This is a genomic window from Actinomadura sp. 3N508 (genome assembly GCF_044326375.1).
Classification (GTDB): Bacteria; Actinomycetota; Actinomycetes; order Streptosporangiales; family Streptosporangiaceae; genus Spirillospora.
In genome coordinates, this window is sequence record NZ_JBIRAX010000004.1 from 370,801 (window position 1) to 394,789 (window position 23,989).

Consider the following 23,989-nt stretch of genomic DNA (forward strand, 5'->3'; position numbering starts at 1 on the left):
CCGAACGGACGCTTGCTTTTCCGGGGAACGGAGGAATCGGACGATGCGACGACGTGCTCCCAGGACCCGCAGGACGGTCTTCGCGGCCGTGGCGATGGCCGGCGCGCTGACCGGCGCGCTCGCCCTGACCGGCTGCGGCGCGAACGAGGGCGACGGCTCGAACGACAAGTCCCAGGTCGAGGTCTTCTCCTGGTGGACCGGTCCGGGCGAGGCCGACGGGCTGAAGGCCATGCAGGCCGACTTCGAGAAGAAGAATCCCGGCACGAAGTTCGTCAACGCGGCCATCGCCGGCGGGTCGGGCACGCAGGCGAAGGCCGTCCTGGCGAGCCGGCTGCAGAACCGCAAGCCGCCGGACTCGTTCCAGGGCCACGCGGGCGCGGAGCTGCTCGACTACATCAAGGCCGGGCAGATCGAGCCGCTGGACGACTTCTACCAGCAGAACAACCTGAAGTCGGTGTACCCGCAGCAGCTCATCGACCAGATCACCTACCAGGGCAAGATCTACTCGGTGCCGGTGAACATCCACCGCTCGAACGTCCTCTGGTACAACCCGGGCATTCTCCAGGATGCCGGGATCGCCGGGCCGCCGAAGACGATCGCGGAGTTCATCACCGCGCTGAAGGCCGTCAAGGAGAGGACGAAGAAGGTCCCGCTGTCGCTCGGCGCGCAGTGGACGGCCGACCACCTGCTGGAGAACGTCCTGCTCGGCGATCTCGGCACCGACGCCTACAACGCGCTGTGGAAGCCGGGCGCCGACTGGAACACCCCGGCCGTGACCAGGGCGCTGAACGACTTCGCCGAGATCATGAAGTACACGACGCTGGAGGCCGCGTCCACGGACTGGCAGGGCGCCGCGAAGGCCGTCGTGGACGGCAAGGCCGCGTTCAACATCATGGGCGACTGGGCGTACGGCTACTTCGTCGGGAGCGCGCCGAACGGCCTCGGCAAGAAGCTCGACACCGATTTCAAGTACGCGGCGGCGCCGGGCACCGAGGGCACCTACATGTGGCTGTCGGACAGTTTCACCCTCCCCAAGGGCGCGCCGCACCGGGGCGGGGCACTCGCGTGGCTGAAGGAGGTGTCCAGCAAGGAGGGGCAGGACCTGTTCAACCCGAAGAAGGGCTCCATCCCCGCCCGAAAGGACGCCGACAAGAGCCTCTACACGGGCTACCTGAAGGACGCGTTCGAGCAGTGGAACAGCCCGGACATCAAGCTGGCGGGCTCGTTCTGGCACGGCGTGAACGCCAACAACAAATGGCATGCCGACATCGACACCGCGGTGGGCCTGTTCCTTCAGAACAAGGACGCGGCCAAACTGCAGCAGGGACTGGTGAGCGCCGCCAAGAACAGCGGCATCTGAACCGGTGAGGCTCCGCCGTAGCGGGAAATGGCTGCCCGGTCTGCTGCTGCTCTCGCCGTCCATCGTCGCGATCGGCCTGTTCGTCTACGGGCTCATCTTCTGGAACACGCGGGTCGCGCTGAGCGGCAAGCACGACGAGGTCAGCGAGTACGGGTTCGACAAGGGCCGCAACTTCGTCGACCTGTGGGACCAGCCGAGCTGGCCGGGCGCGGTGCAGAACGCCCTGGTGTTCACGGCCGTGTTCGTCGTCGGCGCCCTGGTGCTCGGCGCGTTCCTGGCGTTCCTGATGGATAAGGGGATCCGCGGCGAGGCGTCGTTCCGCGTCATCTACCTGTTCCCGATGGCGGTGTCGTTCATCGCCAGCGGCGTGGTGTGGCGCTGGCTGATGAACCCGGCGCCGCCGGACCGCGCGGTCGGCTTCAACCAGCTGTTCGACAAGCTCCATCTCGGGGCGCTGGCGAACAGCTGGTGGCAGGACCCGACGTGGGGCATGGCGGCGATGGCCCTCCCCGCCATCTGGCAGATGTCCGGATATGTCATGGCTCTGTATCTGGCGGGGTTCCGGAGCGTGCCGGAGGAGCTGCGGGAGGCGGCGCGGGTGGACGGCGCCTCCGAGTGGAAGGTGTATCGCCACGTGGTGTTCCCGCAGCTCCGCCCGGTGACGCTGTCCGCGCTGATCATCCTCGGGCACATCTCGCTCAAGGTGTTCGACCTGATCATGGCGATCGCGGGCAAGCAGATCGTCACCTATGTCCCGGCCGTCGCCACCTTCGTGGAGATCTTCGACCGGCACGACCCGGCCAACGGCGCCACGATCGCCACGTACCTGCTGGTCGCGGTCGCCGTCCTGGTGATCCCCTACCTGGTGTGGTCGGTGCGAGCGGAGCGGCCGCGATGACGGCCCCGGCGCGCACCGCGGGCCGTCCGATGCAGGCGGTGAAGCTGGCCGTGCTGCTGGCGTTCGTCCTGCTGTTCCTGATCCCCGTCTACGTCCTGGTCGTGACGAGCTTCAAGCCGCTGGACGAGGCGGACCCGAGCAGCGCGTGGAGCCTGCCGGACAACTGGAGCACCTCCGGCTGGAGCGCCGCCTGGCACGACCTGCGCCCCGGCCTGGAGAACAGCGTCAAGATCGCCGTCTCGGGCTCGGTGATCTCCGCCGTGCTCGGCTCGCTGAACGGCTACGTCCTGTCGAAATGGCGCTTCCCCGGCTCCGACGTCGTCTTCACGCTGTTCCTGTTCGGCATGTTCATCCCGTACCAGGCGGTGATGATCCCGCTGGCCGGGCTGCTGACCGACATGGAACTCTCCGGGACGATCCGCGGCCTGATCCTGGCCCATGTCGTCTACGGCATCCCGATCTGCACGCTCATCTTCCGGAACTACTACGTCACCGTCCCCGGCGAGCTGATCGAGGCGGCCCGCGTGGACGGCGCCGGGATGCTCCGCACCTACTGGTCGATCATGCTGCCCGTCTCAGGACCGGCCTTCGCCGTGACGCTGATCTGGCAGTTCACGTCCATGTGGAACGACTTCCTCTTCGCCGTCTTCCTGGGCACGCCCGACAGCTGGCCGGTCACGGTGATGCTGAACAACCTGGCCGGTTCGGGCGCGGTGGCCGTCCAGTACAACCAGCAGATGGCGTCGGCGCTGCTGGCGTCGCTGCCGACCGTCCTCGTCTATCTGCTGCTCGGACGTTTCTTCATGCGCGGCCTCATGGCGGGAGCACTGAAAGGGTGAGACACTCCTACCCGTCAACCTGACGACAAGTTTGAGCGTCACATGGATGACCAGAGGAAATCGGATGGGAATCGAACGGTTTTCCGTCCGTCCCATACCACGACAGCGACCCGCTCGCCTCGTCCATTGGCAATTCCGCCGGGATGCGCCTAGCCTCTCGGGCATCACTGCGCGGCGTACCGGCATCTCGCCGGGGCCCGGGGGATCCCGTGGCGGTGAAGGACGGGAGAGCACTGGAGGTGACCGCGTGCAGGCGATCAGTGTTCAGCAGCCCTGGGCCTTCACGATCGCACGCGGCGGCAAGACCGTCTCGAACCAGGGCCTGCCGACCGCCTACCGCGGCCCGCTGCTGATCCACGCGTCCATGCGCGTCGACCTGAAGGCCTGCGACTCCCCGCTCATCCAGGCCGCCGGCTGGGACCCCCGCGACCCCCTCGCCACCATCGGCGCCGTCATCGCGATGGCCGACCTCGACGAGGTCTGCTCGGCCACCGTCGGGGGCGGCACCTGCGGCTGCGGCCCCTGGTCGGAGCCGGGGACCTACCACTGGCGCCTCGCGGGCGTCCGGGCCCTCCCCCGCCCGATCGTCGCCCTGGGCCGCCCGGGCCTGTGGGAGCCGAAGCCCACGCTCATCCAGACGGTCACGACCATGCTCACGGCGGCGGCCGCTCTGGACCCGTCGCCCTGAGCGCATCGGCGGCTTCACGGAGCCGCCCGAACTCGGCGACGATCCGGTCGAGCGGCCAGGACGCGTTCAACCCGCTCGGGTTGGGCAGGACCCACACCTTCGCGCTTCCGAACGAGTCGTCCTGCGGCCCGATCTGGGCCCGCGGCCGCCCGAAAGCAGTGCGATAGGCCGTGACCCCGGCGACGGCAAGGTAGGCCGGCCGACAACGCTCGACAAGGTCGGCGAGCCGCCGTCCACCCTCCCGAAGCTCGGCGTCGGTCAACTCGTCAGCGCGAGCAGTGGTCCGGTGCGCCAGATTGGTGATTCCGAGCCCATACGACGGCAGAAGCCCCTGCTCGGACGGATCCAGAAGCCGATCGGTGAACCCCGACCGATAAAGCGCGGGCCAGAACCGATTCCCAGGACGCGCGAAGTGAAATCCAGTGGCCCCGGAGTAGAGCCCAGGGTTGATGCCACTGAAAAGCACCCGCAACGTCCCGCCGTCCTCAGGCAGAACGTCCGCAATGACCCGATCCCGAGCCGCCTCAAGCTCAGCCTTCGTAGGACGCATCCCCTCAGACTACGAACGACCAGCCCCATCACGATGTCGCCACCGCAGATCCACCGAACTCGACTCCATACAGTCAGACTCCCACTACGCTGGGTCGCGAACGTCGGGCGGGGTAACCTAGTCCCTGCATGGATCTGTCATGCCACCACCTGGAGCAAAACGTGAGCCTCGCACACGATCATGGCGGGCGCGGCCCGTACACGGTGGAAGACCTGCACGCCCGAGAGGACGAAGGCCGAGGCCTGGAACTCGAGGATGGGTGGCTGGTCAAGCTGTCTCCGAACCCCCTGCACAACTACGCCTATCGAAGGCTGCATGAACTCATCGAGGCCGCTGCCCGGGAGAACGGCGCCTCGGTCTACGTGGACAGAGGCGGCGACTGGGAGATCGAGACTGCCGCCGGTGTCCGCAAGCCAGATGTGATCGTGGTCCCCGGGGACGTCGCCGACTCGTGGTTCGACGGCGACTGCCCGACCACCATTCCGGGCCAGGAACTGCTCCTCGTCGTCGAGGTGGTCTCGCCGCGCAGCGGCAGCGAAGGCAGGGACCGTTTCCGCAAGCCCCAGGAATACGCGGCGATGGGAATCCCCCAGTACTGGCTGGTCGACTACACGCCGGAGCCCGTCGTCCAGGTGTTCGTCTTGGACGAGTACGAGGCCGGTCCCAAGGGCAAGAAGGTCGGCGCTTACCGGCTCGACCAGACGGCGAAGGCCGGCGACACCCTGGAAGTCGAGGTATCAGCCGACAAGTCGTTCATCGTCCGGTTCGATCCGAAGATCCTGGCAGAACGCCCCAAGCGCTTCACCGATCTCTGAGCGCTTCGGCCCATCCGATGGCAGCAGGGGCTTGTTCGACCCGGGGAAGCTCGTCGAGTTCTAGGTCAGGTTGCGGATGATGAGGGTCGTGGCGGAGGTTCCCACGACGATGAGCAGGGCCTGGCGGAGGCGGCCGGCGTCCAGGTAGCGGCGCAGGGGGTCGGCGGCGAGGTAGCCGGCGAGGATGAACGGGAGCAGTTCCAGGCCGGCGATGACCTGGCGGGCGGGGAGCCGTCCGGCCAGTGCGAGGGCGGCGAGCGAGAGCAGCGCGCTGGCGCTGAAGAACACGGCGAGGGTGGCGCGGACGCGGGGGCCGCTCTCCCGCTGGTAGAGGAGCGCGACGGGCGGGCCGCCGATGCCGGAGGCGGTGCCGGCGGTGCCGGAGATGATCCCGGCGACGGTGAGCGTCCGGCGGTTGCGCGGGACCTCGCGGGACCAGCCGGTCGCGGCCAGCGCGGCAAGGACGAAGAGGCCGATCACGATGCCGAGGGCGCGGGTGGGGACGGCCGCGACCAGCACGACGCCGAGCGGCGTCCCGGCGAGGCGGCCGCCGAACGCCCAGCCGATGCCGCGCAGGTCGACGTGGTCGACCTCCCGCGAGAGGGTCGCGAGCGGCAGGAACACCGAGAGCACGAGGATCGTGCCCGGCATCAGCGACGGAAACAGCATCGTCACGATCGGGGTCGCGACCAATCCGACGCCGAGACCGACGCTGCCCTGAACGATCGCGCCCACCATTGCGGCGAGCCCGGCGATCAGCAGGAATTCATAGTCCGGCACGCCGTAGAACGGTACATGCCGGAGATTTCAGGCGGAGGCGTCTGAGAGGCGCCGGATCTGGTCATCTGTCAGGGTCGTGCGGGCCACGTCGATGAGCGGCGGGAGCTGGTCGAGGGTGCGGGCGCTGGCGATGGGCGCGGCGACGGTCGGCTGCGCGGCGAGCCAGGCGAGCGCGATGGTCGCGACGGCCTTGCCCTGCTCCTCGGCGACGATGTCGAGGGCGGCGAGGACGTTGCGGCCGCGTTCGGTGCCGAGGTGCTTGGACGCGCCTCCGGCCCGCACGCTGTCGACGTTGGTTCCGGGGCGGTACTTGCCGGTCAGGAAGCCGGACGCGAGGCCGTAGTACGGGACGGCCGCCAGCCCGTGGCGTTCGGCGATGGCGCGGCGCTCGCCCTCGTAGGTGTCGCGTGAGACGAGGTTGTAGTGCGGCTGGATGGCGACGTAGCGGGCGGTGCCCTCGCGTTCGCTGAACTCCAGCGACGCCTCCAGCCGGTCGAGTTCGATGTTGGACACCGCGATCTGCCGGATCTTGCCCGCGGTGACGAGCTCGTCCAGCGCCGTCATGATCTCCTCGACGGGGACGGACGGGTCGTCGAAGTGGGTGTAGTAGAGGTCGATGCGGTCGGTGCGGAGGCGGGTGAGCGAGTCGTCCACGGCGGCCTTGATCGTCGGTGCGGCGAGGCCCTGGTGGTCGGGGTGGCGGCCGCCCTTGGTCGCGATCACGAGGTCGTCGCGGTTGCGGCGGGCCGCCGTCCAGTCGCCGATGATGGTCTCGGACTCGCCGCCGCGGTTGCCCTCGACCCACGCGGAGTACTGGTCGGCGGTGTCGACGAAGGTGCCGCCGCCCCCGGCGTAGGCGTCCAGGATCTCGAACGAGCGGTCCCGGTCCGCGGTCCAGCCGAAGACGTTGCCGCCGAGCGCGAGCGGGAAGACGTCCAGGTCCCCGATCTTCTTCGTGTCAGCCATGGTCCGATCCAATCAAACGTTCCCGGCGGCCCATGCCCGCCGTGGCCGGGAAGATGCCTGGCAGAATGGAACGTATGTTCACCGCCTGCCTCGCCTTCGCCGCGGTGGCCGCCCTCGTGACGATCACCCCCGGCGTGGACACGATGCTCGTCCTGCGCACGACCGTGACCAGCGGGCGGAGAACGGGTTACCTGGCCGGGGCCGGGGTGGCGGCGGGCCTGCTGTGCTGGGCGGCGGCGAGCGCCGCCGGGCTGACCGCGCTGCTGGCCGCATCGCAGATCGCGTTCGACGTGCTGCGCGTCGCGGGCGCGTGCTACCTGCTGTGGCTGGGCGGCCAGGCGCTGTGGAAGGCCCGCCGGAAGACGCGCGATTCGGAGGAGGCGCCGGACGCGAGCGTCTCCGGCCTCACCGCGCTGCGCACGGGGCTGACGAGCAACCTGCTGAACCCCAAGGTCGGCGTCTTCTACATGAGCATGCTTCCGCAGTTCATCCCGCACGGCGCGCCGACGTTCGGGACGAGCATGCTCTTCGGTGTCATCCACGTCGCCGAGGTGCTGGTGTGGCTGGGGCTCGTCGTCGTGGCGGCGAGCGCGGCGCGGCGGGCCCTGTCGCGTCCGGCGGTGAAGCGCCGTTTGCAGCAGGTGACGGGCGTGGCGTTCATCGGCTTCGGGGTCCGCCTGGCCGTAGAGCGTTAGAAAAACGGGCCGCCCCACGCGGAGCGGCCCGTTCCTCTTTCGTGGCCTACTTGCGGATGAGGTTGCGGAGGACGTACTGCAGGATGCCGCCGTTGCGGTAGTAGTCCGCCTCGCCGGGGGTGTCGATGCGGACGGTCGCGGTGAACTCCTTGCCGTCCGCCTTGACGGTGACCTCGTCGGGCACGCCGCCCTCGTTCAGCGCGGTGACGCCGGTGATGTCGAACGTCTCGGTGCCGGTGAGGCCCAGCGACGCGGCGGAGTCGCCGTCCTTGAACTGCAGCGGCAGGACGCCGAGGCCGATGAGGTTGGAGCGGTGGATCCGCTCGTACGACTCGGCGATGACGGCGCGGACGCCGAGCAGCGCGGTGCCCTTCGCGGCCCAGTCGCGCGACGACCCGGAGCCGTACTCCTTGCCCGCGATGACGACCAGCGGGGTGCCCTGCGCGGCGTAGTTCTGCGCGGCGTCGTAGATGAACGCCTGGGGCGCGCCGTCCTGGGTGAAGTCGCGGGTGTAGCCGCCCTCGACGTCGTCCAGGAGCTGGTTGCGGAGCCGGATGTTGGCGAACGTCCCGCGGATCATGACCTCGTGGTTGCCGCGGCGCGAGCCGTAGGAGTTGAAGTCCTTGACGGCGACGCCGTTGTCCTGGAGGTACTGCGCGGCGGGCGTGCCGGCCTTGATGGACCCGGCCGGGGAGATGTGGTCGGTGGTGACCGAGTCGCCGAGCTTCGCCAGGACCCGCGCGCCGTGGATGTCGGTGACGGGCTCCGGCTCGGCGTTCATGCCGTCGAAGTACGGGGCCTTGCGGACGTAGGTGGACGACGGGTCCCACTCGAACAGGTCGCCGGACGGGATGTCCAGGGCGGCCCAGCGCTCGTCGCCCTTGAAGACGTCGGCGTAGCTCTGCGTGAACATCTCCTGCCCGATGGACGACTCGACGATCGCGGCGACGTCCTCCGGCGCGGGCCAGATGTCGCGCAGGTGGACGGGCCCGTCGGCGCCCTCGGCGATCGGGTCGTTGAGGATGTCGATGTCCATCGTCCCGGCCAGCGCGTAGGCGATGACCAGCGGCGGCGACGCGAGGTAGTTCATCTTCACGTCGGGGCTGATGCGGCCCTCGAAGTTGCGGTTGCCGGACAGCACCGCCGTGACCGCGAGGTCGTTGTCGTTGACGGCCTTGGAGATCTCCGGCTGCAGCGGCCCGGTGTTGCCGATGCAGGTCGTGCAGCCGTACCCGACCAGGTTGAAGCCGATCTTGTCGAGGTAGGGGGTGAGGCCCGCGCGCTCCAGGTAGTCGGTGACGACCTGCGACCCGGGCGCGAGCGAGGTCTTGACCCATGGCTTGCGGGTCAGGCCCTTCTCGACCGCGTTCTTGGCCAGGAGCGCCGCGCCGATCATCACGTACGGGTTGGACGTGTTGGTGCACGAGGTGATGGCGGCGACGGCGACGTGCCCGTGGTCGAGCTCGAACGTGGTGCCGGTGTCGAGCGTGACGGGCACCCGGTTGTGCGGGCGGAACGAGCCGTTGGGGTCGACGTGCCGCGGCTTGTCGCCGCTGGTGTCGTGGCTGATCGCCGGGGAGTCGGAGGCGGGGAAGGACTCGTTGGACGCCTCGTCCGCCGCGCCCTGGACGCTCGCGACGTAGTTCTGCACGTCCCGGCGCCAGGTCTGCTTGGCGTCCGACAGGGAGATCCGGTCCTGCGGGCGCTTCGGGCCGGCCAGCGACGGGACGACCGTCGCGAGGTCAAGCTCCATGTACTCGGAGAACTCGGGCTCGACCGACGGGTCGAGCCACATGCCCTGCGCCTTCGCGTACGCCTCGACGAGCGCGATCTGCTCCTCGCTGCGGCCGGTCAGCCGCAGGTAGCTGAGCGTCTCGTCGTCGATCGGGAAGATCGCGCAGGTGGACCCGAACTCGGGGCTCATGTTGCCGATCGTGGCGCGGTTCGCCAGCGGCAGCGCGTGCACGCCCTCGCCGTAGAACTCGACGAACTTGCCGACGACGCCGTGCTCGCGCAGCATCTCGGTGACGGTCAGCACGAGGTCGGTCGCGGTCGTCCCGGCGGGCAGCTCGCCGCTCAGCTTGAAGCCGACCACGCGCGGGATGAGCATCGAGATCGGCTGCCCGAGCATCGCGGCCTCCGCCTCGATGCCGCCGACGCCCCACCCGAGCACGCCGATGCCGTTCTCCATCGTGGTGTGCGAGTCGGTGCCGACGCAGGTGTCGGGGTAGGCGACGCCGTCGCGGTCGAACACCACGCGGGCGAGGTGCTCGATGTTCACCTGGTGGACGATGCCGGTGCCGGGCGGGACGACCTTGAACTCGTCGAACGCCGTCTGCCCCCACCGCAGGAACTGGTACCGCTCGCGGTTGCGCTCGTACTCGCGCTGGACGTTGCGCTCGAACGCGTCCGGCGAGCCGAAGTAGTCGACGATGACGGAGTGGTCGATGACCATCTCGGCGGGCGCCAGCGGGTTGATCTTGCTCGCGTCGCCGCCGAGCTCCCGGACGGCCTCGCGCATCGTGGCGAGGTCGACCACGCACGGCACGCCGGTGAAGTCCTGCATGATCACCCGGGCCGGGGTGAACTGGATCTCCTTGCTCGGCTGGGCCTGCGCGTCCCACTGCGCGAGCGCGCGGATGTGGTCGGCCGTGACGTTCGCGCCGTCCTCGGTGCGCAGCAGGTTCTCCAGCAGCACCTTGAGGCTGTACGGGAGACGAGCCGCGCCCTCGACGGCGTCCAGCCGGTAGATGTCGTACGACTTGTCGCCCACCTGCAGCTTGTCAAGGCTGCCGAAGCTGTTCGCGGACACGGACTCCTCCTCCGTCAGCACCGCGCGTCGGGTCCGGGACATGAGCGCGCGGGCATGTATCGATCTTCAGCGGGTTCGATGCTCGCCTACCTTGATCCTGCCTTAGTCGGGCCGTGGACCAAGAATCAGGGCCGCCTAACTTCCGCACCTTTTCTCTTGACGTCAAGCTATCTACAACTTATCTCGACATCAAGCTTCTTGAACCTCCGGCACCGGTCGATGCGCGCACCCGCGTCCTGACCCGCCCGCCTCCCCGAGGCGAGCCCGGCCCCCACCTGGGGCGGCACCTACGACACCTTGGTGAATCGGGGCCCGAGAGGTTCCGCGACGCGGGGTCGTAGGGTGCGGGCATGGTTCGGAAGTGGGGGCTTGTGTACCGGCTCTGCGGACGGGTGCTGCATCCGTCCGCGTACCGGACCACGCTGGCGGATGGCGGGCTTGGGCGGCTGCGCGGGCACGGGACCGTCCTGGTCGTGACGTTCCGGGCCGGCGGCGATCCGGTGCCGACTCCCCTCTCGTGCGCGGTGGCGGACGGGCGGCTCTACGCGAGCACCGCGCCCGGTTCCGGCAAGGTCGGGCGCATCCGCCGGAACCCGCGCGTCCTTGTGGCGCCGTGCACGGTGCGGGGCAGGCCGCTGGGCCCGCACGCCGAGGCGACGGCCCGGGTCCTGGAGCCCGGCGAGGCGGAGCGCGCCGAACGGGTCCTGGACGGGCGGTTCGGGGCGCTCCGGCGGCTGTACCGCAAGGCGATCGGGGTGGGCCCGGCCGACACCGCCTACCTGGAGATCACTCCCCGCACGGGGTTCCGGGGCGGGCGATGAGTTTTGTGGTTCCGGGCGGTCTCCCTACTACAAGAAGGGAGCCAACTCATGGCGACGAAGGTCAACAGCAAGCAGTACGAGCTCGACGAGCAGTTCACGGCGGCTCTGCGGAAGAGTCCTGCCAAGGGTGGCTGGACCTATGTGATCTGGCCCGAATCCGCCGAGTTCTTTGGCACACGCGGGCTGGTCAAGGTCAAGGGGACGATCGACGGGCACCCGTTCCAAGGCTCGTTCATGGCGCTCGGGGACGGCAATCACAAGCTGGCGGTCAAGGCGGAGCTCCGTCAGTCGCTGGGCAAGGACGCCGGCGATGAGGTGACCGTTCACCTGACCGAACGCCTTGGCTGACCGAATGGCAGGATTGGCCGCATGCCCTCCGTCGTGCCTCCGCCCGCCCTTGCCCGGAATGCCGTAGAAGTCTGGGGCGCGGACGGTCGGCGATGGCTGGACACCCTGCCCGCGATCATCGACGCCGTGGCCCGCGATTGGCGGCTGCGCATAGGACGACCGTTCGAGCTGAGCTACCACTGGGTGGCCGAGGCGACGCGAGAGGACGACGGCTCAGCGGCGGTGCTCAAACTCGGACCACCGCAGCCCGGCCATCTCGACATCGAGGCGGCGGCGCTCCGCTTCTACGACGGCCGGGGCGCCGTCCGCCTGCTGGCTCACGACCCGGCGCGCGGCGCGCTCCTGCTGGAACGCGCCACGCCCGGAACCATGGCGCGCTCCCTGGTCCCGGCCACGGACGAGGAGGCGACGGCCGCCGTGATCGCGGTCATGGGGCGGCTGCATCGCACGCCGCCCCCGCCCGACTGCCCGCTGCCTGAGCTGTCCACGGTGAGCACCTCGTTCAAGGACCACCTGCGCCGCTTCCCGGGTGACGACCCGCTGCCACGCCACCTGGTGGAGCGCGCAGGACGCCTCTTCGACGAACTCTGCTCGGACGGCACCGACCGGGTCGTCCTACATGGCGATCTCCACCACGACAACGTCCTGCGGGCGACTCGCGAACCGTGGCTGGCGATCGACCCGCACGGCTATGTCGGCGACCGCGGCTACGAGGCGGGAGCGCTGCTCTACAACCCCGATCTGGACGACCGCGACGACGACCTGCTCAAGCTGGTCCCGGCGCGCATCGAACAGCTCGCGGACGGCATGTCCCTCCCCATCGAACGCGTCCGGGCATGGGGCTTCGTGACGGCCGTCCTCTCCGAAGTCTGGACGGCCGAGGCCTGGACGCCGCTCGAGCCGACCAAGCCGACCCGGGCTCTGGACGTGGCCATGCACCTGCTCCCCCACCTGACTTGACCGATCAAGCGGCGTCCGGGGCCCAGCTCCCGTGGAACCCGAGCGGCACGCGCACCGGCAGGTGGACGGTCGCGACGGGCTCGCCGGTGAAGTCCTGCGAGGCGATGATGACCAGATCGGTGGCCTGACGCTCGGGATCGAAGGTCAGGGCCATCAGGTACCCGTCGTCCTCGGCGGCGGAGGGACCGGACGGCACGAACGCCGCCTCCCCCACCCCGGACCCCGCCGGGAAGAGCCGGGCCTCGGACGACCCGTTCACGTAGTCGTGCTTCATCAGCGCCTCACCGGCCTGGTTCTGGACGATCGCCTCCGCGGTCACCGTGTACCCGTACCGGTGCGGGCGCGTGACGAGCCGCTCGTCCATCCGGGGGAACTCCTGGGCGCGGTCGTCGATCGTCTCCTGGTGGACGGTGAGCGCCGCCGGGTCGATCGTCCACCGGTCCAGGGTGGGCGGCGGGTTGCCGTCCGTCCGTCCGCCGTTCATGAAGCTGGGGAAGGAGACGAGGTCCACCACGACGCGGTCGCCGTCGTCGTAGGCGTTGAGCGTGTGGAAGACCCAGCAGGGCGGGATGTCGATCCACCGGACGTCGGCGGCGCCGCCGGAGCGCGGCATGATGCCGACCCGGGCGGGGTGCTTGGGGTTCCACTCGTACGGGAGGGACCTGCCCTCCTCCGCCAATCGCATGGAGAACGTGATGGGCAGGTCGTAGATGACGACGTACTTCTGCGTCAGCGCGAGGTCGTGCACCATCGGGGAGTCCGCGACCGGGATCTCCACCGACCGGACGATCCGCCCGTCCGCGCTCAGGACGGTGTATTCCAGATGCTCCCAGCCGAAGTAGTAGCCGATGGCGTGGAGTTCTCCGGTGTCCGGGTCCTTCTTGGTGTGCGCCGGGTAGCCGCCCTTGAGGGTGCCGCCGAAGTCGGAGGGGCCGAGCGTGCCGAGTTCGTGGTCGAGCCGGTAGGGCCTGGCCCCGGCCTCGATGAGCGCGTAGGTCTCTCCGGCGTGTTCGATGACGTGGGTGTTGGGCGAGACGTCGAAGCCCTCGACGGCGGGCCCCGCGGCCCACGGCTCGCCGAGCCGCTCCGCGACGTCCCGTGAGCGGACCCAGCGGTTGCGGTACCACTCGGCGCGACCGTCGCGGAGCCGGATCCCGTGGACCATGCCGGCGCCGGTGAACAGGTGGTAGGACGCGTCCTCGTCCGGCCCGAGCGGTCCGAGCGGGTTCGGGCCGATGCGCAGGTAGCGGCCGCGCAGCCCGGCCGGGATGCGTCCGGTGACGGGCAGGTCGTGGGCGGTGACCTCTTCGGCGACGGGGGCGAAGAGTCCTTGCAGGTAGGGATTCTTGACGTTCGTCATGATGGCCTCACTTCGGGAGTTCGGGTGATGGTGCGTCGACGAAGAAGCCGGAGGCCGCGCCGCGCATGAAGGCGTCGAGTACGGCTTCGGCGTCGTCGAGGTGGCCGCCGAGTTCGAGGCTGACAAAGCCATGGATTCCGGCCCAGAACGACGCCGCCACATGGCTCGGGTCGGCGTCGATGAGCAGGCCGGCTGCGGCGCAGGCGGCCACGGCGTCCTCCAGGACCGCGTAGGCGGAGGCCGCCTTGGCCATCGCCTCCTCGCCGGGCTGGAATCCGGGGACGGTCTCGCCGAACATCAGCCCGTAGTAGTTGCGTTCGGCGAGCGCGTTGGCCCGGTAGGCGCGGCCGAGTTCGCGCACGTGGTCGCGCGGGTCGGGGTGGTGCGGGACGGCGGCGAGGCGCTGGCGGAACCGCTCGAAGCCCTCGACGAAGAGCGCCTTGGTCAGCCCGGCCTTGCCGCCGAACATCCGGTACAGGACGGTGGTCGAGCAGCCGACCTCGGCGGCGATCCGGCGCAGCGCGAGGGCCTGCGATCCCTCGGCGGCCAGCAGGCGGCTGGCGGCGTCGAGGATCGTCGTCCGGATCGCCTGGTCGCCCTGCCGCTGGGCCAGCGCGTACGCGCTGGGACCGTCGGTCTCCTCGTTCATCAAGCCCTCGCAGTAACGTTGTTTCTGATCAATAACACTGTTATCGCACACTCCCGGCGGAAGGTCAACCGTGAGCGGGCCGGTGACTGAATGCCTTTCATCCGGCCGACCGCACCGCCGTGGACCTCGCGGGCCGACCGAGGATGAAAAGCATTCACCGCGGAACGGTTGCGGCGGAACGCGCAACGTTTCAATGACTCAATACCTTGGCCAGAGTTTCTCTAGTGCCGGTCCGGTCGATCTCATCAAGGTGATCATTGAATCGCCCAGGAGCCGCGACGGCGGGCGCTGCGAGGGCTGGAGTTTCGAGGAGCACGATCGCACGCTGGCCCGGCTCGCCGCGCGGGAGAACTTCCCGGTCGCGGCGCGGCTGCTGCCCGCCCGGCACCGCGCCGGGCTGCTCGCCGTCTACGGTTTCGCGCGGCTCGTCGACGACGTCGGCGACGAGGCCCCGCCGGAGCAGCGGCTGAAGCTGCTCGGCCTCGTGGACGACGACCTCGACCACGTGTTCGCCGGGCGGACGCCGAACCTGCCGCAGCTGCGGCGGCTGGCCCCGGTCGTGCACGCGCACCGGCTGCCGGCGGAGCCGTTCCGCGACCTGGTCCGGGCGAACCGGCAGGACCAGGCCGTCCACCGCTACGAGACGTTCGGCGACCTGAAGGGGTACTGCGCGCTGTCGGCCGCGCCGGTGGGACGGATCGTCCTGCGGCTGTTCCGGGTGCACCGGCCCGGCCTGGTGGCGGCGTCCGACGACGTCTGCACGGCGCTGCAGATCATCGAGCATTGCCAGGACGCCGGGGAGGACTACCGGGCCGGGCGGATCTACCTGCCCGGCGAGGACCTGCGCCGGTTCGGCTGCGCCGAGGCCGACCTCGCCCGCCCGATGACGCCGACGCGGCTGCGCGGCGTCCTGGCGCTGGAGGCCGGCCGCGCCCGCGACCTGCTGGACGGCGGCGCCGCGCCGCTGCTGGCGGGGTTGACGGGCTGGGCGCGGGTCGCCGTCGCGGGCTACGTCGCCGGTGGACGTGCCGCGCTCACCGCGCTGGAGCGCGGCCGCTACGACGTGCTCGCGCGGCGCCTGCGCCCGCGGCGGCCCACGTTGCTGACCGGATGGGCGCGAGCCCTCGGAACGGAAAGGGGGAGGCGATGACGGTTTCGGAGACGCGGGTGCGTCCCGGCCAGGTCGTCGAGGCGTACCGGCACTGCGAGCGGGTGGTGCGCGAGGAGGCCCGCAACTTCTCCTACGGGATCCGGCTGATGCCGGTCCCGAAGCGGCGGGCGATGAGCGCGGTCTACGCGTTCGCGCGCGGCATCGACGACATCGGCGACGGCCCCGACCCGGCGTGCGTGCGCCTCGACCAGCTCGACCGGTCGCGGCGGCGGCTGGCGACGGTGCAGGACGTGCTGCGCGGCCACGCGGACGTCCAGGCGCTGGACGGCCATCCGGTGCTGACCGCGCTGGCGGACGCGGCGGCCCGCTACCCGATCCCGCTGGACGCGTTCGGCGAGCTGATCGACGGCTGCGAGGACGACGTCCGCGGCGCCGACTACAAGACCTTCGACGACCTGCTGCGCTACTGCCAGCGGGTGGCGGGGACGGTCGGCCGGCTGTCGCTCGGGGTGTTCGGCGGGCAGGGGCGCATGCGCGCCGAGGGCCTCGCGGATTCGCTCGGCGTCGCGCTGCAGCTCACGAACATCCTGCGCGACCTGCGCGAGGACCGGATCGCCGGCCGGATCTACCTGCCCACCGAAGATCTGGAGCGCTTCGGCTGCACCCTCGACCTGGACGACTCCGGCAGGTTCGCCGATCCGCCGTGGCGGCTGAACCAGCTGGTCGGGTTCCAGGCGGAGCGGGCGCGGGCCTGGTACGCCGAGGGCCTGCGGCTGCTGCCGCTGCTTGACCGCCGCAGCGCCGCGTGCACGGCGGCGATGGCGGGCATCTACCGGCGGCTGCTGGAGAACATCGCGGCGCGGCCCGCCGCCGCGCTGAACACGCGCGCGTCCCTGCCGACCTGGCAGAAGGCGGTCGTGGCGGCCCGCGCGCTCTCGGGGGTGGAGCGGTGAGCGTCGTGATCGTGGGCGGCGGGCTCGCGGGCATCAGCGCCGCGATCGCGCTGCAGGAGTCAGGCGTCCCGGTGACGCTCGTGGAGTCCAGGCCGTGGCTCGGCGGCGCGACGCATTCGTTCGGGCGCGGCGAGCTGAGCGTCGACAACGGCCAGCACGTCTTCATCCGGTGCTGCTCGGCGTACCAGGGGCTGCTGCGCAGGCTGCGCGCCGACCACCTGGTGGAAGTGCAGGACCGCTTCGACGTCACCGTCCTGCGGCCAGGCGCGCACCCGGCCCGGCTGCGGCGCTCGAACCTGCCGAGCCCCCTGCATCTGCTGCCCGCGCTGGCCGGATACGCGCCGCTCCCCGTCAAGGACCGGCTCCGCGCGATCCGCGCGTCGGCGGGGATCCGGCGGCTCGACCCGGCCGACCCGGCGCTGGACGCCGTGTCGGCCGGGTCGTGGCTGGCGGAGCACGGGCAGCGGCCGTGGGCGCGGCAGGCGCTGTGGGGCCTGTTCCTGACGTCCGCGCTGAACGCCGAGGTCGACGACGCCGCCATGGGCCTGTCGGCGACGGTGTGCCGCAGGGCGCTGTTCGGGCGCGCCGACGCCGCCGACATCGGGCTGCCGCTCGTCCCGCTGGAGGAGCTGCACGGCGGCCCGGCACTGCGGCGGATCGCGGAGATGGGCGGGACGGTCCGGCTCAAGGCCAAGGTGGAGGCGGTCACCACGGACCCGAAGGTCGTGGTGGACGGCGTCCCGATGGCCGCCGACGCGGTGATCATGGCGGTGCCGCACGAGGCGGCGGCGCGGCTGCTGCCCGCGCAGGCGCTGCCGGACCCGCTGCGCTGGCACGAGCTGGACGCGAGCCCGATCGTGAACGTCCACGTCGTCTACGACCGCAAGGTGATGGACGGCCCGTTCGCCGCCGCCGTCGGCTCGCCCGTCCAGTGGGTGTTCGACCGGACGGCGGTCAGCGGCCTGCGCCGCGGCCAGTACCTGGCGATCTCGCTGTCGGCCGCGGACCGCTGGATCGACATGCCGACCGCCGAGCTGCGCGCCCGGTTCGTCCCGGAGCTGCGGCGGCTGCTGCCCGCCGCGCGGGGCGCCGCCGTCCGGGAGCTGTTCGTGACGCGGGAGCGGCGGGCGACGTTCCGGCAGTCTCCCGGGAGCGCGTCCGTCCGGCCCGCCGCGGCGACGCGGGCACCCGGCCTGTTCCTGGCGGGCGCGTGGACCGACACCGGCTGGCCCGACACGATGGAGGGCGCGGTGCGCAGCGGCCTGACCGCCGCCCGCCTCGTCCGCCGCCACCTGGAACACCCCCAAGACCGCTACCTGGAGGGGGTGAGGGGCCGGTGACGACCGTTCCGGTGTCCCTGACCGATGTCCGCGAACTGGTCGACGGGGCGCTGCGCGCCGCGGTCGGCCGGCTCGATCCGCGCACCTACCGTGTCGCGGCCTACCACCTGGGCTGGACGGACGAGGAAGGCCGTCCGCGCAAGAACCCGGCGGGCAAGGCGCTCCGGCCCGCGCTCGCGCTGCTGTCCGCGCGTGCGGCCTTGGCCCCGCCGGAGAGCGCTCTACCGGGAGCGGTCGCGGTCGAACTGACCCACGCGTTCTCGCTTCTGCACGACGACATCATGGACGGCGACCGGACCCGCAGGCACCGCCCGGCCGCCTGGACGGTGTTCGGCGAGGCGTCCGCGATCCTGGCCGGTGACGCGCTCCTCGCGCTCGCCGTCGAGGTGCTGCTGGAGGCGCCCGGCCAGGGCTCCGCACGGGCGGCGCGGGCGCTGACCGCGACCACCCGGCGGCTCATCACCGGCCAGGCCCTCGACATGGACTTCGAGACGCGCAGGCAGATCGGCGTGGACGAGTGCCTGGCGATGGCGTCCGACAAGACCGCCGCGCTGCTGGCGTGCTCGTGCGCGATCGGGGCCGTCCTGGACGGGGCGCCGGAGCCGCTGTCGGACGCGCTGGACGCGTTCGGCACCGACCTCGGCATCGCGTTCCAGCTGGTGGACGACCTGCTCGGCATCTGGGGCGACCCGGCGACGACCGGGAAGCCCGCGCTGTCGGACGTCCGGTCCCGCAAGATGTCGCTCCCGGTCGTCGCCGCGCTGAACGCCGACAGGCCGGAGGCCGCGCGCCTGGCAGACCTGTACGCCCGCCCGGACCTCTCCGAGGACGAGCTGGCGGAGATCGCCGGGCTGGTGGAGGCGGCGGGCGGGCGCGCCTGGGCCGAGATGGAGGCGGAGAGCCGCATCCAGCGCGCCGCCGAGCATCTGGTCTCGGCGCGGCTGCCCGAGCCCGTCCGCGCCGAGTTCCTGCACGTAGCCGACTTCGTCACCCGCCGGGACCACTGATGACAGCGATGGAGGAACAGACCGGAACGCGGACGGCGGCCGACGCGGTCGAGGCCGCGCGCGAGCATCTGCTCCTGCTCCAGTCGCCGGAGGGCTGGTGGAAGGGCGAGCTGCAGACGAACGTCACGATGGACGCGGAAGACCTGCTCCTCCGCGAGTTCCTCGGCATCCGCGACGAGGACGACACCCGCGAGGCGGCCCGCTGGATCAGGTCGCAGCAGGCCGCCGACGGCACGTGGGCGAACTTCCACGACGGGCCGCCCGAGCTGTCCACGACGGTCGAGGCGTACGTCGCGCTGCGGCTCGCCGGGGACGCGCCCGGCGCCGATCACATGGCCCGCGCCGCCGCCTACATCCGCGGCGAGGGCGGCGTCCCGGCGACGCGCGTGTTCACGCGTTTCTGGCTGGCGATGTTCGGCCGGTGGTCATGGGACGAGCTGCCGGTGGTGCCGCCGGAGATGATGTTCCTGCCGCGCTGGTTCCCGCTGAACGTCTACGACTTCGCGTGCTGGGCGCGGCAGACGATCGTCCCGCTGACGGTGGTGGCGGCGGTGCGTCCCGTCCGTCCGCTGCCCTTCGAGCTGGACGAGCTGTATCCGGACTACGACGTCCCGCGTTCCGCCGGCAAGGCCCCGACCGGCTGGGACGTGGCGTTCCAGGCGCTCGACAAGGCCCTGCACCTGTACGAGCGGCGCCCGTCGAAGGCCGTGCGGAGGGCGGCGCTGCGCAGGGCCGCCGACTGGATCATCGCGCGGCAGGAGCGGGACGGCTCGTGGGGCGGCATCCAGCCGCCGTGGGTGTATTCGCTGCTCGCGCTGCACCTTCTCGGCTACGGCCTCGACCATCCCGTCATCCGGCGCGGGCTGGACGGGCTCGAACGCTTCACGGTCCGCGACGAGAAGGGGCGGCGGCTCGAAGCGTGCCAGTCGCCCGTCTGGGACACCGTCCTCGCCATGAACGCGCTCGCCGACGCCGGTCTCCCCACCGGGCACCCCGCCCTGGAACGGGCGGCCGGCTGGGTGATCCGCGAGGAGGTCAAGGGGCCCGGCGACTGGTCGGTGCGGCGCCCCGAACTGCCCCCGGGAGGCTGGGCGTTCGAGTTCGACAACGACTGCTATCCGGACGTGGACGACACGGCCGAGGTCGTCATCGCGCTGAACCGCGTCCAGCATCCGCTGGCCGAGCCCGCGATCGAGCGGGGCGTGCGGTGGATGGCCGGGATGGTGTCCAGGGACGGCGGGTTCGGCGCGTTCGACGCCGACAACACCCGCACGCTGTGCCGCAGGCTGCCGTTCTGCGACTTCGGCGAGGTGATCGACCCGCCGTCCGCGGACGTCACCGCGCACGTGGTCGAGGCGATGGCGCACCGCGGCATGGCCGACTCGCTGCTGGTCAAGAAGGCCGTCGTGTGGCTGCTGAAGGCGCAGGAGCCGGACGGCTCGTGGTTCGGCCGCTGGGGCGCCAACCACGTGTACGGGACGGGCAGCGTCGTGCCCGCGCTGATCGCGGCGGGCGTCCGGCCCGAGAAGCCGGTGATCCGCGACGCGGTCGGCTGGCTGCAGCGCCACCAGCGCGACGACGGCGGCTGGGGTGAGGACCTGCGGTCCTACCGCGACCGGTCGTGGGTCGGGCACGGCGCCTCCACCGCCTCCCAGACGGCGTGGGCGCTGCTCGCGCTGCTCGCCGCCGGTGAGCGCGGCGAGTCCGTGGAGCGCGGGGTGCGGTGGCTCGTCGAGCGGCAGCGCCCGGACGGCACCTGGGACGAGGACCACTACACCGGCACCGGATTCCCCGGCGACTTCTACATCAACTACCACCTGTACCGCCTGGTGTTCCCCCTCAGCGCGCTGGGCCGCTACCTGAAGGGTTCGTGAACAGATGGCGATGCCACTGCGCCAGAGCCTGCGCATCGGCGGATACGTCCTGCGCAACAAGCTCCGCGGCCGCACCCGGTTCCCGCTGATCGTCGAGCTGGAGCCGCTGTACGCGTGCAACCTGGCGTGCGCGGGCTGCGGGAAGATCCAGCATCCGGCGGACGTGCTGAAGCAGCGGATGCCGGTCGAGCAGGCGGTCGCGGCGATCCGCGAGTGCGGTGCGCCGATGGTGTCGATCGCGGGCGGCGAGCCGCTCATGCACCCGCAGATCGGGGAGCTGGTCGCCGAGCTGATCAAGATGAAGCGGTACGTGTTCCTGTGCACGAACGCCGCGCTGATCCCGAAGAAGATCGACCGGTTCGAGCCGTCGCGGTACTTCGCGTGGGCGGTGCACATCGACGGGCTGCGGGAGCGGCACGACGCGTCCGTCTGCAAGGAGGGCGTGTTCGACCAGGCGGTGGACGCGATCAGGCTGTGCCAGGAGCGCGGGTTCCGGGTGACGACGAACACGACCGTGTTCAACACCGACACCCCGCAGACGGTGATCGACGTCCTCGACTACCTCAACGACGACCTGCGCGTCGACCAGATGATGATCTCGCCCGCGTACGCCTACGAGAAGGCGCCCGACCAGGAGCACTTCCTCGGCGTGCGGGAGACGCGGGAGCTGTTCGCCAAGGCGTTCGCGGGCGGGCGGCGGCGCCGCTGGCGGTTCAACCACTCGCCGCTGTTCCTCGACTTCCTCGAAGGGAAGGCCGACTTCCCGTGCACGGCGTGGGCGATCCCGTCGTACTCGCTGAAGGGCTGGCAGCGGCCCTGCTACCTGATGGACGACGGCTACACCGCCACCTACCAGGAGCTTCTCGACACGACCGACTGGGACGCCTACGGGCGCGGGCGCGACGAGCGCTGCGCGAACTGCATGGCGCACTGCGGCTACGAGCCGACCGCAGTGTTCGCGACGATGGGCTCGCTCAAGGAGTCGCTGCGCGCCGTCCGCAGCATCTGATCCCGTCGAGCGGAGCTCGTCCGTTGAATGGTGGTGGGCGGGGGCTGGAGGACGGTCAGCCCCGGAGTTCCTCGATGACGTCGCGGACGGCGTCCATCAGCGCGTCGGCGTCGTCCGCGAGGCCGGGGTCGAGGGAGAGGCCGAAGCACAGCTCGCGGTCGACGCCGAGCCCGGCGATCGCGAACGCCGTGCCGGGCGCGATCGGGACGATCGGGTACACGGCGGTGAGCGGCGCCCCGGCGAGCCGGAGCGTCTTGTCGGGGCCGGGCAGGCTCGACACGGTGCCCTGGAGGAAACGGCCGCTGTAGGCGATCCGCGCGAACCGGGCGTGCAGCGGGACGGGCATGAGCCGTCCGGCCTGCCACATCACGGTCCACGCGGCCTGCGCCCGCGTCCCGGACCGCAGCACCCGGCTGCGCTTGGCGATCAGCGCGAGCCGGTCGGTCTCGGACATCTTCCCGATCGGCAGGTCGACCATGACGGCGCTGGTGTGGTTGCCGACCATCGCGCTGCCCGGCGGCCGCATCATCAGCGGGACGGCGACGCGGCAGGTGCCGGGACGGCCGTCCTCCTCGCTGACGACGCGGTTCAGCGCGCCCGCGACCGCGCACAGCACGACGTCGGTGACCCGCGCGCCGTGGCTGCGGCCCACGTCCCGGACGGTCGCCAGCGGCAGGTGCATGGTGCTGAACCGGCGCTCGGACGTGCCCTTCGCGGGCAGCCGATCGGGAGGCGCGACGTCGACGGCGAGCTGGGCGAGCCCGACCACGGTGGCGAGCGCCTTGCGGATCGGCTTGCGCGGGAGCCGGCCGGTGAACGGTTCGGGCGGCGGGTCCATCAGGTGGACGGCCTGCGCCACGATGCCGACGCCGTCGGCGACGACGTGATGCATCAGGAACACGACTACGGTGCGGCCGGGTCCGGCGCCCTTCAGCACGACCATGCGCCAGGGCGGCCGGTCGAGCGGCAGGGCCTGCGACTGGAGTTCGGCGACGGCGGCGCGCACGCCGGTCATGCCGTCGACGCGCCGTTCGGTGACGTGCCATTCCCAGTCGACCGGCTGGTGGTCGCGCCAGACGGGGCGGCGCCAGCGGCCCCGCCGGACCAGCCGCTGCCGGAACCTCGGCAGCCCGTCGAGCCGCTCGTTGATCACGCGGATGAGGTCGTCGCGGCCGACGTCCTTCCGGGACGTGTCCAGCATGATCACGCCGCCGGGGTGCTGCGGTGCCTCGGGCGTCTCCACCGCGAGGAAGAACGTGTCGGGGCCCTGGGCCTGCGCGTACGCCGGGCGGGCGATGCGCTCGGCGACGAACACGGCGCCGAAGACGTAGGGGACGGCGATGACCGCGTCGAGGATGTAGTGGTTCGCGGTGGCCAGGATGACGTACAGGGTGACGAGGACGTGCACGGCGTTCACCACCTGCACCCAGCGTCTGGCGTTCACGCGGGCCAGCTCGACGCCGACCCAGAGCGTCCAGCCCATGTGCAGGGACGGCACGGCGGCGAACTTGTCGGCGTGCTCGACCAGCGGCGACCCCCACGACCCCCAGGTGCGGCCCTGCATGACGGTGTCGATGAACCCGAGGTCGGGCATGAGCCGCGGCGGCATGACGGGATACAGCGCGAACGTGGCCAGGCCGCCGAGGTTGAGCAGGATGAAGGCGTTGCGGGCCGTCCGGTACCGCTCGGGATGCCGGACGAACAGCCAGATCAGCAGGGCCAGCGCGCTCGCGATGTAGGTGATCGCGTACTCGTAGTTGGCCAGCACCCGCAGCACGGACTGGTTCGCGAGCCAGCCGTTGAGGCCGAGCTCGACGTCGAGGCGCAGGGTCTTCTCCAGGTTGAAGATGGCCTCGCCGTGCGCGCGGGCGGTGGCCGTCCTGCCCTCGGCGGGGAGCCGGGTGACCAGGGCGTACAGCGCGAAGAGCAGTAGCCCGACCAGCAGCTCTCGGCGGACGCGCAGGCTGGGGCCCGGCGCGTCCGGTGTGAACACCGCGTCTCTCGCGGTCACCGCTTCCTGTGTGCCCATCGTCCCCCTCATACGCCTGTTACCCACCTTTCCCGACGATCAGACGACTCCGGGAACGATCTGGCGCGACCGGACGTCTTCGATATATCGTTGTCGTATCGCGAGGGGTCATAGAGATCTCTCAG

The 23,989-nt window shown here is 70.9% G+C and carries 22 protein-coding genes; 15 read left to right on the plus strand and 7 right to left on the minus strand.

Annotated elements, in window-relative coordinates:
• Window positions 1-43 precede the first annotated feature (43 nt).
• The 4 genes from ACH34S_RS17125 (at window position 44) to ACH34S_RS17140 (ending at window position 3,785) form a co-directional block, all read left to right on the plus strand.
• Window positions 44-1,360: an ABC transporter substrate-binding protein gene (locus tag ACH34S_RS17125; RefSeq protein ID WP_395953637.1), complete on the plus strand. Its 1,317-nt coding sequence runs from the start codon at window positions 44-46 to the stop codon at window positions 1,358-1,360.
• A gap of 4 nt (window positions 1,361-1,364) precedes the next feature.
• Window positions 1,365-2,258 (plus strand): carbohydrate ABC transporter permease, encoded by an 894-nt coding sequence (locus ACH34S_RS17130; protein WP_395953638.1) that lies wholly within the window; start codon window positions 1,365-1,367, stop codon window positions 2,256-2,258.
• Entirely contained in the window at window positions 2,255-3,097 is an 843-nt protein-coding gene (locus ACH34S_RS17135; RefSeq protein WP_395953639.1) for a carbohydrate ABC transporter permease, read from the plus strand. The genes ACH34S_RS17130 and ACH34S_RS17135 overlap by 4 nt, the downstream gene beginning before the upstream one ends.
• Before the next feature lie 247 nt (window positions 3,098-3,344).
• Window positions 3,345-3,785: a hypothetical protein gene (locus ACH34S_RS17140; protein ID WP_395953640.1), complete on the plus strand. Its 441-nt coding sequence runs from the start codon at window positions 3,345-3,347 to the stop codon at window positions 3,783-3,785.
• On the opposite strand, the gene mug is transcribed toward ACH34S_RS17140, so the two are convergent.
• Window positions 3,751-4,335: a G/U mismatch-specific DNA glycosylase gene (gene mug, locus ACH34S_RS17145; RefSeq protein WP_395953641.1), complete on the minus strand. Its 585-nt coding sequence runs from the start codon at window positions 4,333-4,335 to the stop codon at window positions 3,751-3,753. The genes ACH34S_RS17140 and mug overlap by 35 nt on opposite strands.
• A 161-nt stretch (window positions 4,336-4,496) precedes the next feature.
• On the opposite strand from mug, the gene ACH34S_RS17150 reads away from it, so the two are divergent.
• Window positions 4,497-5,150, plus strand: coding sequence for a Uma2 family endonuclease (locus ACH34S_RS17150; protein WP_395953642.1), 654 nt, complete (start codon window positions 4,497-4,499; stop codon window positions 5,148-5,150).
• Window positions 5,151-5,210: 60 nt separating this feature from the next.
• Here ACH34S_RS17150 and ACH34S_RS17155 read toward each other — a convergent pair whose 3' ends face one another.
• Window positions 5,211-5,930 (minus strand): sulfite exporter TauE/SafE family protein, encoded by a 720-nt coding sequence (locus ACH34S_RS17155; RefSeq protein WP_395953643.1) that lies wholly within the window; start codon window positions 5,928-5,930, stop codon window positions 5,211-5,213.
• 27 nt (window positions 5,931-5,957) lie between these two features.
• Window positions 5,958-6,896, minus strand: a complete 939-nt coding sequence (locus tag ACH34S_RS17160; protein WP_395953644.1) for an aldo/keto reductase — start codon at window positions 6,894-6,896, stop codon at window positions 5,958-5,960.
• Window positions 6,897-6,970: 74 nt separating this feature from the next.
• Here ACH34S_RS17160 and ACH34S_RS17165 point away from each other — a divergent pair, with 74 nt between their 5' ends.
• Window positions 6,971-7,591 carry a LysE family translocator gene (locus ACH34S_RS17165; RefSeq protein ID WP_395953645.1) on the plus strand — a complete coding sequence of 207 codons (621 nt, stop codon included), beginning with the start codon at window positions 6,971-6,973 and terminating at the stop codon, window positions 7,589-7,591.
• A 46-nt stretch (window positions 7,592-7,637) separates the two neighbouring features.
• Here ACH34S_RS17165 and acnA read toward each other — a convergent pair whose 3' ends face one another.
• Entirely contained in the window at window positions 7,638-10,403 is a 2,766-nt protein-coding gene (acnA, locus tag ACH34S_RS17170; protein ID WP_395953646.1) for an aconitate hydratase AcnA, read from the minus strand.
• 350 nt (window positions 10,404-10,753) lie between these two features.
• On the opposite strand from acnA, the gene ACH34S_RS17175 reads away from it, so the two are divergent.
• From ACH34S_RS17175 to ACH34S_RS17185, 3 genes are read left to right on the plus strand one after another with little or no spacing between them, the layout of a single operon-like run.
• Window positions 10,754-11,224, plus strand: a complete 471-nt coding sequence (locus ACH34S_RS17175; protein WP_395953647.1) for a PPOX class F420-dependent oxidoreductase — start codon at window positions 10,754-10,756, stop codon at window positions 11,222-11,224.
• 48 nt (window positions 11,225-11,272) lie between these two features.
• Entirely contained in the window at window positions 11,273-11,572 is a 300-nt protein-coding gene (locus ACH34S_RS17180; protein WP_395953648.1) for a DUF1905 domain-containing protein, read from the plus strand.
• Window positions 11,573-11,593: 21 nt separating this feature from the next.
• The gene (locus ACH34S_RS17185; protein ID WP_395953649.1) at window positions 11,594-12,532 is read left to right on the plus strand and encodes an aminoglycoside phosphotransferase family protein; all 939 of its coding nucleotides are present in this window, start codon (window positions 11,594-11,596) and stop codon (window positions 12,530-12,532) included.
• A 4-nt stretch (window positions 12,533-12,536) separates the two neighbouring features.
• Here the strand turns inward: ACH34S_RS17185 and ACH34S_RS17190 are convergent, their stop codons facing one another.
• Both ACH34S_RS17190 and ACH34S_RS17195 read right to left on the minus strand, forming a co-directional pair.
• Window positions 12,537-13,892: a carotenoid oxygenase family protein gene (locus ACH34S_RS17190; RefSeq protein WP_395953650.1), complete on the minus strand. Its 1,356-nt coding sequence runs from the start codon at window positions 13,890-13,892 to the stop codon at window positions 12,537-12,539.
• A 7-nt stretch (window positions 13,893-13,899) separates the two neighbouring features.
• Window positions 13,900-14,541: a TetR/AcrR family transcriptional regulator gene (locus ACH34S_RS17195; protein WP_395953651.1), complete on the minus strand. Its 642-nt coding sequence runs from the start codon at window positions 14,539-14,541 to the stop codon at window positions 13,900-13,902.
• Window positions 14,542-14,791: 250 nt separating this feature from the next.
• Between ACH34S_RS17195 and hpnC the strand changes: the two genes are divergently transcribed.
• Genes hpnC through hpnH form a run of 6 tightly spaced genes read left to right on the plus strand, consistent with a single transcriptional unit; the run spans window position 14,792 to window position 21,835 of the window.
• A complete protein-coding gene (gene hpnC, locus ACH34S_RS17200; RefSeq protein WP_395953652.1) occupies window positions 14,792-15,691 on the plus strand; it encodes a squalene synthase HpnC in 900 nt (299 codons plus the stop codon).
• Complete coding sequence (gene hpnD / locus ACH34S_RS17205; RefSeq protein ID WP_395953653.1) at window positions 15,688-16,605, plus strand: presqualene diphosphate synthase HpnD; 918 nt, start codon at window positions 15,688-15,690, stop codon at window positions 16,603-16,605. The genes hpnC and hpnD overlap by 4 nt, the downstream gene beginning before the upstream one ends.
• Complete coding sequence (gene hpnE, locus ACH34S_RS17210) at window positions 16,602-17,945, plus strand: hydroxysqualene dehydroxylase HpnE (protein WP_395953654.1); 1,344 nt, start codon at window positions 16,602-16,604, stop codon at window positions 17,943-17,945. The genes hpnD and hpnE overlap by 4 nt, the downstream gene beginning before the upstream one ends.
• Window positions 17,942-18,952 (plus strand): polyprenyl synthetase family protein, encoded by a 1,011-nt coding sequence (locus tag ACH34S_RS17215; RefSeq protein WP_395953655.1) that lies wholly within the window; start codon window positions 17,942-17,944, stop codon window positions 18,950-18,952. The genes hpnE and ACH34S_RS17215 overlap by 4 nt, the downstream gene beginning before the upstream one ends.
• A complete protein-coding gene (shc, locus tag ACH34S_RS17220; RefSeq protein ID WP_395953656.1) occupies window positions 18,952-20,826 on the plus strand; it encodes a squalene--hopene cyclase in 1,875 nt (624 codons plus the stop codon). Before ACH34S_RS17215 ends, shc begins: the two co-directional genes overlap by 1 nt.
• 4 nt (window positions 20,827-20,830) lie before the next feature.
• Complete coding sequence (hpnH, locus tag ACH34S_RS17225; RefSeq protein WP_395953657.1) at window positions 20,831-21,835, plus strand: adenosyl-hopene transferase HpnH; 1,005 nt, start codon at window positions 20,831-20,833, stop codon at window positions 21,833-21,835.
• 55 nt (window positions 21,836-21,890) lie between these two features.
• Here the strand turns inward: hpnH and ACH34S_RS17230 are convergent, their stop codons facing one another.
• The gene (locus tag ACH34S_RS17230; protein WP_395953658.1) at window positions 21,891-23,864 is read right to left on the minus strand and encodes a phosphatase PAP2 family protein; all 1,974 of its coding nucleotides are present in this window, start codon (window positions 23,862-23,864) and stop codon (window positions 21,891-21,893) included.
• Between the last annotated feature and the right edge of the window lie 125 nt (window positions 23,865-23,989).

Bases quoted from the DNA above. Each gene is read 5' to 3' on its own strand.
- ACH34S_RS17125 (WP_395953637.1), top strand. From the start codon at position 44: ATGCGACGACGTGCTCCCAGGACCCGCAGGACGGTCTTCGCGGCCGTG.
- ACH34S_RS17135 (WP_395953639.1), top strand. From the start codon at position 2,255: ATGACGGCCCCGGCGCGCACCGCGGGCCGTCCGATGCAGGCGGTGAAG.
- mug (WP_395953641.1), bottom strand. From the start codon at position 4,335: ATGCGTCCTACGAAGGCTGAGCTTGAGGCGGCTCGGGATCGGGTCATT.
- ACH34S_RS17160 (WP_395953644.1), bottom strand. From the start codon at position 6,896: ATGGCTGACACGAAGAAGATCGGGGACCTGGACGTCTTCCCGCTCGCG.
- ACH34S_RS17165 (WP_395953645.1), top strand. From the start codon at position 6,971: ATGTTCACCGCCTGCCTCGCCTTCGCCGCGGTGGCCGCCCTCGTGACG.
- ACH34S_RS17175 (WP_395953647.1), top strand. From the start codon at position 10,754: ATGGTTCGGAAGTGGGGGCTTGTGTACCGGCTCTGCGGACGGGTGCTG.
- ACH34S_RS17180 (WP_395953648.1), top strand. From the start codon at position 11,273: ATGGCGACGAAGGTCAACAGCAAGCAGTACGAGCTCGACGAGCAGTTC.
- ACH34S_RS17185 (WP_395953649.1), top strand. From the start codon at position 11,594: ATGCCCTCCGTCGTGCCTCCGCCCGCCCTTGCCCGGAATGCCGTAGAA.
- ACH34S_RS17190 (WP_395953650.1), bottom strand. From the start codon at position 13,892: ATGACGAACGTCAAGAATCCCTACCTGCAAGGACTCTTCGCCCCCGTC.
- ACH34S_RS17195 (WP_395953651.1), bottom strand. From the start codon at position 14,541: ATGAACGAGGAGACCGACGGTCCCAGCGCGTACGCGCTGGCCCAGCGG.
- hpnD (WP_395953653.1), top strand. From the start codon at position 15,688: ATGACGGTTTCGGAGACGCGGGTGCGTCCCGGCCAGGTCGTCGAGGCG.
- shc (WP_395953656.1), top strand. From the start codon at position 18,952: ATGACAGCGATGGAGGAACAGACCGGAACGCGGACGGCGGCCGACGCG.
- hpnH (WP_395953657.1), top strand. From the start codon at position 20,831: ATGGCGATGCCACTGCGCCAGAGCCTGCGCATCGGCGGATACGTCCTG.
- ACH34S_RS17230 (WP_395953658.1), bottom strand. From the start codon at position 23,864: ATGGGCACACAGGAAGCGGTGACCGCGAGAGACGCGGTGTTCACACCG.